Genomic DNA, 6,134 nt, shown 5'->3' on the forward strand with positions numbered 1-6,134 from the left:
GATCCTTTTGAACAGCGCCGTACTGATTTCTTTGTTCCTGTTTCTTGCCATGCCGTATCAAACGCACATCGGGCACTGGGCGATGACAGGCTTTTGTTAGCCGCTCTTAATGCCGCCTGCGTCAGGAAATCGGATGGGGGCGGATGGCTGTGCGCGATCCAGGCATGCCATGCAGCTTCAGGCCGAGACCCCTAAAAGCAGCAAGAGGCCAAAGCTGGTGCCCGCAAGGCCCAGTGCAAGCAACCGGCTGCCGTGCAGCTTGGTCCACAACAGCACACCCGTCAGCGACAGTACGATCAAGGCACCGGCCAGCGTATCGGTCAGCAGGATCCAGGGCGCCGAAGCGCCCGTGGCCATATGCAACCGATTCAACCGTGCCAACAGATTCGGGTCCATGCGCTTGACCGACACCGAGTTGTTGCCCACCCAGTACTCGGCGTTCACCGTGGCCCGGGGCGTAGCGAAGGCAATCACCCAATGTTCAGGCTGTACCGCCCCAGGCCAGGGGGTAGGCCCGGCCGGCGCCACTTTTTTTTGATGCGGTGGCTTGGCAATACCCAACTCATGCTGCAGGTGAAGAACCAGTGCATCAATGTTTTCGGGCTTCCGGTCAAGACTGAGCTGCCATTGCGTGTTGGCATAGGCCGGGCCAGGAATTTTCATCGTGGCCCGGTGGTTAAGCAGCAGGCCAGTGGTGCCGAACAGCAAGCCCAGGACGCCGCCCCATATTCCCAGCCAGGCATGCGTGCGCCGCAGCCACTTGAGCACGGCGGGCCGATGCCAGCGCGCCGGCATGAACAAGTGGCCTCCCCCACCGCGCGGCTTTGCGGGATGCGGCCTCGCCGTGGCCTCCAGTGCTTGGCGTGAAGCGATGTCAATGGCTTGCTGCATGGCCTTGGCCTCAGAACCGGTAGCGTGCAACAACCTGTGCCGAGCGCGGGGCACCTGGCAGGTTCAGGTTAGGCGAACTGCCATGGCCCGCCACGATATAGCGGCGATCGAACAGATTGTTGAGCTTGAGCTGCATGTCCCAGGAGCCCATGCGGTAGTAGGCCATGGCGTCAACCGTGGTGTAGCCAGGCAAGGTGACCGTGTTGCCGGGGTTGGCGAACCGGGCGCCGGCATAGTTCAGGCCGCCACCCAGACCGAAGCCATGGCCCAGCGCCTTGGTGACCCATAGGTTGGCGCTGTGCCGGGGGGTCAGCGTGGGCCTTTTGCCCTGCACGGGCTGGCCGGCGTCAACGGCAGGCGAGGTGGTCATCTCACCATCGAGGAAGGCATAGCCGGCCCAGAGCTGCCAAGTGGGGGCAACCTCGCCAGCAAAGGTCAATTCAAGCCCATTGGTACGCTGCACACCCAGGGGCACCAGGGTGTTGGTCACCGGATCGGTGCTCTTGATATTGGTGCGCTCCAGCTTGAAAAGCGACGCCGTCAACGAGGATTTTCCGTCCGGCAGATCCCATTTGACCCCCACCTCCTGGTTGGTCGTTTTCTCGGGGGCGATCTGCGCATTGTTGGCCGCCAGGGAGAAGGCCTCGCCCGATGGCTGGAAAGACTTGCTCCACGAGGCGTAGTACGACCAGGTGGTCGAAGGCTGGTAGACCAGACCGATGCGGGGACTCCATGAGGTGTCGGTCCTGCCCAGATTCGATTTCCCAGGCATGCGCTCGTAGGTCTCCTGCTCGAAGCGGTCGTAGCGCAAGCCGGCAAGGGCCTTCCATTGCGCGCTGAGCTCCACCAGGTCTTGGGCGTAGAACGCCAGGGTTTTGAAAGTGCCGAGGTTGTTCGCACCCGGCGTCTGGGAAGTGCTGAGTGGCAGTGTCGGCAGCGCTGGGTTGAACAATGCGAAGTTACGGATCCTGCCGTTGGCGTCGGTCACAGGCGCCGAGAAGTTCACCACGTCCTTGTTCTGCTGTCCCAGTTCAACGCCGTACAACACCTGGTGCTTCATGCCGAGGAGTTGCGTCTTCTGCGCCAGCTCGGTCTGGTTGAACCAGCCGTGCTCATCGCGGTAAACGTTGCCATGGTTGAGCGTGAACGTGAGATCCCGCGCGTTGACACTGCGCGTCAGCGTGTTGTTGCGATCCAGCGAGTAGGTGTAATAGCGCAAGGCATTGCGCAGCGACAAACTGTCGTTGAAGCGGTGATTCAGCGTGAGGCCGACCGAATCGACCTTGGACGTACTCACGTCCACATCACGCGCATTGGCGGCGCCATAGTAAGCGCCAGGTCGGACATCGACGGGCCGGCCGTTCAAGGCCGGGATGCCGAAGTCCGTGATGCGGCTGTCCTTCAGATGGTCCATCTGCAGCAGCACGCTGGTGTCCGCACTGGCCTTGAACAGCAACGAGGCTGCCAGCGCTTCGCGATCCAGGAATTGCGGGTCGCGGAAACTATCGGCGCGTTCCAGCGCACCGGTGATGCGGAAAGCAAAGCGACTGTCCTGCGGCGCGCGCGCCAGGTCGAACTCGCCGCGACGCTGATTCCAGCTGCCCAGCGTCACTCCCACTTCGCTCCGGTTGATGCCCGGCTTTTTGGTAATGCGGTTGATCAGGCCGCCCGAAGAGCCCCGTCCGTAGAGCACGGACGCGGGCCCCTTGAGCACCTCGACCTGCTCGATGTTGGACAGATCGCGAAAGTACAACGCATCGTCACGCAGACCATCCACGAACTGGTCGGCAATGGCAGAGAACCCGCGGATCGTGACTTGATCACGCTGGCCGTCGCCATGGGACAGGCCCACACCAGGAACCACCTTGAGTGCATCCTGCATGGACTGCGCGGCCTGGTCGCGCAGCAGGCTCTGGGGCACCACGTTCACCGTCTGCGGAATGTCGCGCAACGGCGCTTCGATCTTTGTCGCGCTGGTGGCCGTAGGTGGGTTGTAAGCCGGTTCCAATTCGCGGTCACTGCGAATCTGAACCTCCTTCAATGTAGGCTCGGGTGCCTGTTGCGCCATTGCCCCGCCGGAAAACGCCTGTGCCAATGCCGCTACCAGCGGCAAATACCTGAATGTCATGGATGCCTTGTCGAATAAAGCTTGTTTAGTTCGGCATGGCGGATCTCGACCAGGTACATATCCTGGCGTCAAATGGCTACTACCTGTCTTGCGCTGTGGAAGCGTGCGCATTGTAAATGCAAATCAGTCTCGTTTTACAAAATCTTTATATTCAAGAAATGCCTTGTTCGCAAGGGGGCAATGATGTGCAGGCAGCTGGGTAGTGGCCTCCCGCTGCTGTCCCTGATGCACCGGCCGGACACCTGTAAGCCGCCATCCGTGAACGGCTTACTTGGCCGGGAGTGTGCGTTCGATAGGCGTCCCCCATAGCAGGCGTGCGATTTGAGCGGCAAATCGGCTGGGGAGCTGCTTTCGGTGAAGTGCATGAAATGGCGGCACGGCCATGAACGGGCCGCCGCCAGAGAGCGCTTTTGGCGGTGCCAATCATGGGCAATGGCGCTGGCAAGGGTTGCCGCAGGGTCGGCTGCGGGTGTCTGCTTTTGAATGGAGGGCAGGCTGACGCTGTGCGCAGCGAGCAAGGGTAGGCGATGGTTTGCGAGCGATCGCCGCAGCTGCGCTACGGGAAGAGGGCTTTCTTGCTCTGCAACGACGGTCGTGCTAGAAAGATGGAACCTTGGCACCACAACGAAGGGGGGGAATGATGGCAACCCCAACGCAAGTCAGCGAATCCGTCCAGGCCCACTACACCCGCTCCGGTCTGGGCGATCTCATCCTTGCTGCGCTCGAAAGGGCAGGCAAAAATTTGAATCGACTCACGCCGGAAGACTTGGCGCCCATCGATGAATTCCACATTCGCGGTCGGGCGGCAACGCTCGAACTTGCTCGGGCTGCGAAGGTCGATGCCACGAAACGCGTGCTCGATGTGGGCAGTGGCGTTGGCGGGACGTCCCGTTGCCTTGCTCGGGAATTCGGCTGCCGCGTCACCGGCATCGACCTGACAGAGGAGTACTGCAGCGCGGCGGCAATGCTTTCCGACCGAACTGGCCTGGGCGAACTCGTCGACTATCGCCACGGCGACGCAACGAGTTTGCCCTTTCCGGATGCATCAGTTGACATCGTGTGGACGGAGCACGCTGCGATGAATATTCCGGACAAGCCGAGGCTGTACCAGGAGATGTATCGCGTCCTCAAGCCGGGGGGCACGCTCGCGATCTACGACATTCTTGCCGGACCATCCGGCCCCGTGCTCTTCCCGGTTCCTTGGGCGCGCACCCCTGAAGCGAGCTTTCTCGCGACGCCGGACGAACTGCGCAGCCTTCTCAAGGCCGCCGGGTTCGAGATCGAGTCCTGGTTGGATACAACCGATGCCGCGCGGGCATGGTTCGTGGCGCTGGCCGAAAAGATCCGCAAAGAGGGCGTCGCACCGCTCGGCTTCCATGTGCTTCTCGGGTCAGATTTTCCGGCCATGGCCCAGAACCAGCGGCGCAATCTCGAGGAGGCGCGGATTGTCTTGGCGCAAATCGTTGCCAGGCGGTGAGGGCTGCTGGCTTCGGCGTGCCGCGGATGCCCGACGGAGGGCGCGGTTGGCCGAGCTGAGCTACTTTTCCAAGATCAATTGCATTGAACCTGTCATGCAGCCCTACCTGGTGATGCAATGACTGGCAACCTCCTGGCGTCCATCCTGGCCCGGCTTTTGGCGCGTGCCAAGCAATGGGGGAGGACTCGACCTGCTGCTCAACCGCTTCGGTATGGGACGTCTGCTGGCTCGCGTCGGCACATCACAGCATGCGCATCGCTTTCTGTCCAAGGGGGTGCTGTTCTTTGTGTTGCGGTATTACATCTTGCACCGCGCCACACGAGATGCTGACCTGTTGGGCCGTGGCTCCGCCGATGAGTCCGATCTGATCGCCTCCTGTTGCGACATCGCCGCCGTGGATCTGGGTGACGGTATCTTGATTGACCCTGAATCTGTGAAGGCAGAGGTCATACGCGAGGACAACAACTCGCACGGGTATTGGCGTCGGCGAAGCTCCTGGAACACCTGAGCAATTCACTGCGCTGGCTGCGCCATCACGTTCGCCACGCTGGTGTCTCGAACCTGGGAGCAATTGCGGATTTCCCGCTGCGTGCTGTCCAGGCCATTGTTCCTCCGGCGGGGTGATGTTCTTGTTCACCTCGCCCATGTCGGCTGAACCCTTCGGCTCCACCACGGCACCGGGTGGATAGAAGCGCACCTGGAGTCGTCGGATGCTTGGAGTCGATGAGGCAGCTGAGGGCGTTGTAGGCGCTGTTGTCAACATGCTGCCTCTCGATTTCCCTGGCGCAGATCCGTGCAGGAAAAAGGCGCTAGAGGCCAAGAGTCCCAACTCCGGGAGGCATGTGGGGCAGTTTTTGCAAGCTAAGCGCGACAACTTGAGTCATTTGGGCGTAGATCCGCAGCTAGAATGTCCGTTTTGGGTGTGCCGGATGTCTTTGTAATCAATGGGTTACGTCGATTTTCGATGGTTGAAGTGGAAAAATTGCAGCTGATGCGCAGCAAATTTCTGCTCTCCGAAGCTTCAGGTTGTTGCGAGGTATCTCGGCGAAGCCAAAATCAGTGCTATAATTCGAAATTCTTCGGAGGGGTGCCCGAGTGGCTAAAGGGGGCAGACTGTAAATCTGTTGGCTTACGCCTACACTGGTTCGAATCCAGTCCCCTCCACCAGTTTTTGGATGATATGTCGGTGGTGCCTGGCAGGTGCTGGGCAGCGCAGATGCGGTGAAGGCTGCTGATGCGGGAGTAGTTCAATGGTAGAACCCTAGCCTTCCAAGCTAATGACGCGGGTTCGATTCCCGTCTCCCGCTCCATTGTCTGTTGGCTGGTTTGTAGAGTTTGAAAAAGTCTTTGGTGCTGCTTCGGTGGTTCCAAATGGCCCATGTGGCTCAGTGGTAGAGCACTCCCTTGGTAAGGGAGAGGTCGCGGGTCCGATTCCCGCCATGGGCACCAATTCTGGTGCGTCCGAATTCGGTTGCGCCGAAATCCTGTTTTGTTGGCATAGATTTTTTTCGGAGTCGGAAAAATGGCAAAAGGCAAATTCGAGCGCACCAAGCCCCACGTCAACGTGGGCACGATCGGTCACGTGGACCATGGCAAGACGACGCTGACGGCGGCCATCGCCACGGTGCTGTCGGCCAA

5 protein-coding genes and 3 tRNA genes are annotated in these 6,134 nt (G+C 60.4%); 6 read left to right on the forward strand and 2 right to left on the reverse strand.

From position 1 onward, the window contains the following. Positions 1 to 177 precede the first annotated feature (177 nt). Entirely contained in the window at positions 178 to 891 is a 714-nt protein-coding gene (locus tag BLW02_RS19025) for a PepSY-associated TM helix domain-containing protein (protein WP_092701611.1), read from the reverse strand. 10 nt (positions 892 to 901) lie between these two features. Beyond that, positions 902 to 3,019 carry a TonB-dependent receptor gene (locus tag BLW02_RS19030; RefSeq protein WP_092701614.1) on the reverse strand — a complete coding sequence of 706 codons (2,118 nt, stop codon included), beginning with the start codon at positions 3,017 to 3,019 and terminating at the stop codon, positions 902 to 904. Between the two features lie 637 nt (positions 3,020 to 3,656). Between BLW02_RS19030 and BLW02_RS19035 the strand changes: the two genes are divergently transcribed. The 6 genes from BLW02_RS19035 to BLW02_RS19060 form a co-directional block, all read left to right on the forward strand. Beyond that, positions 3,657 to 4,496 carry a class I SAM-dependent methyltransferase gene (locus BLW02_RS19035; protein ID WP_244273766.1) on the forward strand — a complete coding sequence of 280 codons (840 nt, stop codon included), beginning with the start codon at positions 3,657 to 3,659 and terminating at the stop codon, positions 4,494 to 4,496. Positions 4,497 to 4,659: 163 nt separating this feature from the next. Further along, positions 4,660 to 5,004, forward strand: a complete 345-nt coding sequence (locus BLW02_RS19040) for a nucleotidyl transferase AbiEii/AbiGii toxin family protein (protein WP_139285420.1) — start codon at positions 4,660 to 4,662, stop codon at positions 5,002 to 5,004. Between the two features lie 573 nt (positions 5,005 to 5,577). After that, positions 5,578 to 5,663 (forward strand) — tRNA-Tyr (locus tag BLW02_RS19045). 69 nt (positions 5,664 to 5,732) lie between these two features. Next, a tRNA-Gly gene (locus BLW02_RS19050) sits at positions 5,733 to 5,806 on the forward strand. A gap of 64 nt (positions 5,807 to 5,870) precedes the next feature. Continuing rightward, positions 5,871 to 5,945 (forward strand) — tRNA-Thr (locus tag BLW02_RS19055). Positions 5,946 to 6,018: 73 nt separating this feature from the next. Continuing rightward, the coding region (locus BLW02_RS19060; protein ID WP_244273727.1) for a GTP-binding protein at positions 6,019 to 6,134 on the forward strand (116 nt) is incomplete at its 3' end.

The sequence above is a fragment of the Acidovorax soli genome, from assembly GCF_900107605.1.
Taxonomy (GTDB): domain Bacteria; phylum Pseudomonadota; class Gammaproteobacteria; order Burkholderiales; family Burkholderiaceae_C; genus Acidovorax; species Acidovorax soli.

Bases quoted from the DNA above. Each gene is read 5' to 3' on its own strand.
- BLW02_RS19025 (WP_092701611.1), bottom strand. From the start codon at position 891: ATGCAGCAAGCCATTGACATCGCTTCACGCCAAGCACTGGAGGCCACG.
- BLW02_RS19035 (WP_244273766.1), top strand. From the start codon at position 3,657: ATGATGGCAACCCCAACGCAAGTCAGCGAATCCGTCCAGGCCCACTAC.
- BLW02_RS19030 (WP_092701614.1), bottom strand. From the start codon at position 3,019: ATGACATTCAGGTATTTGCCGCTGGTAGCGGCATTGGCACAGGCGTTT.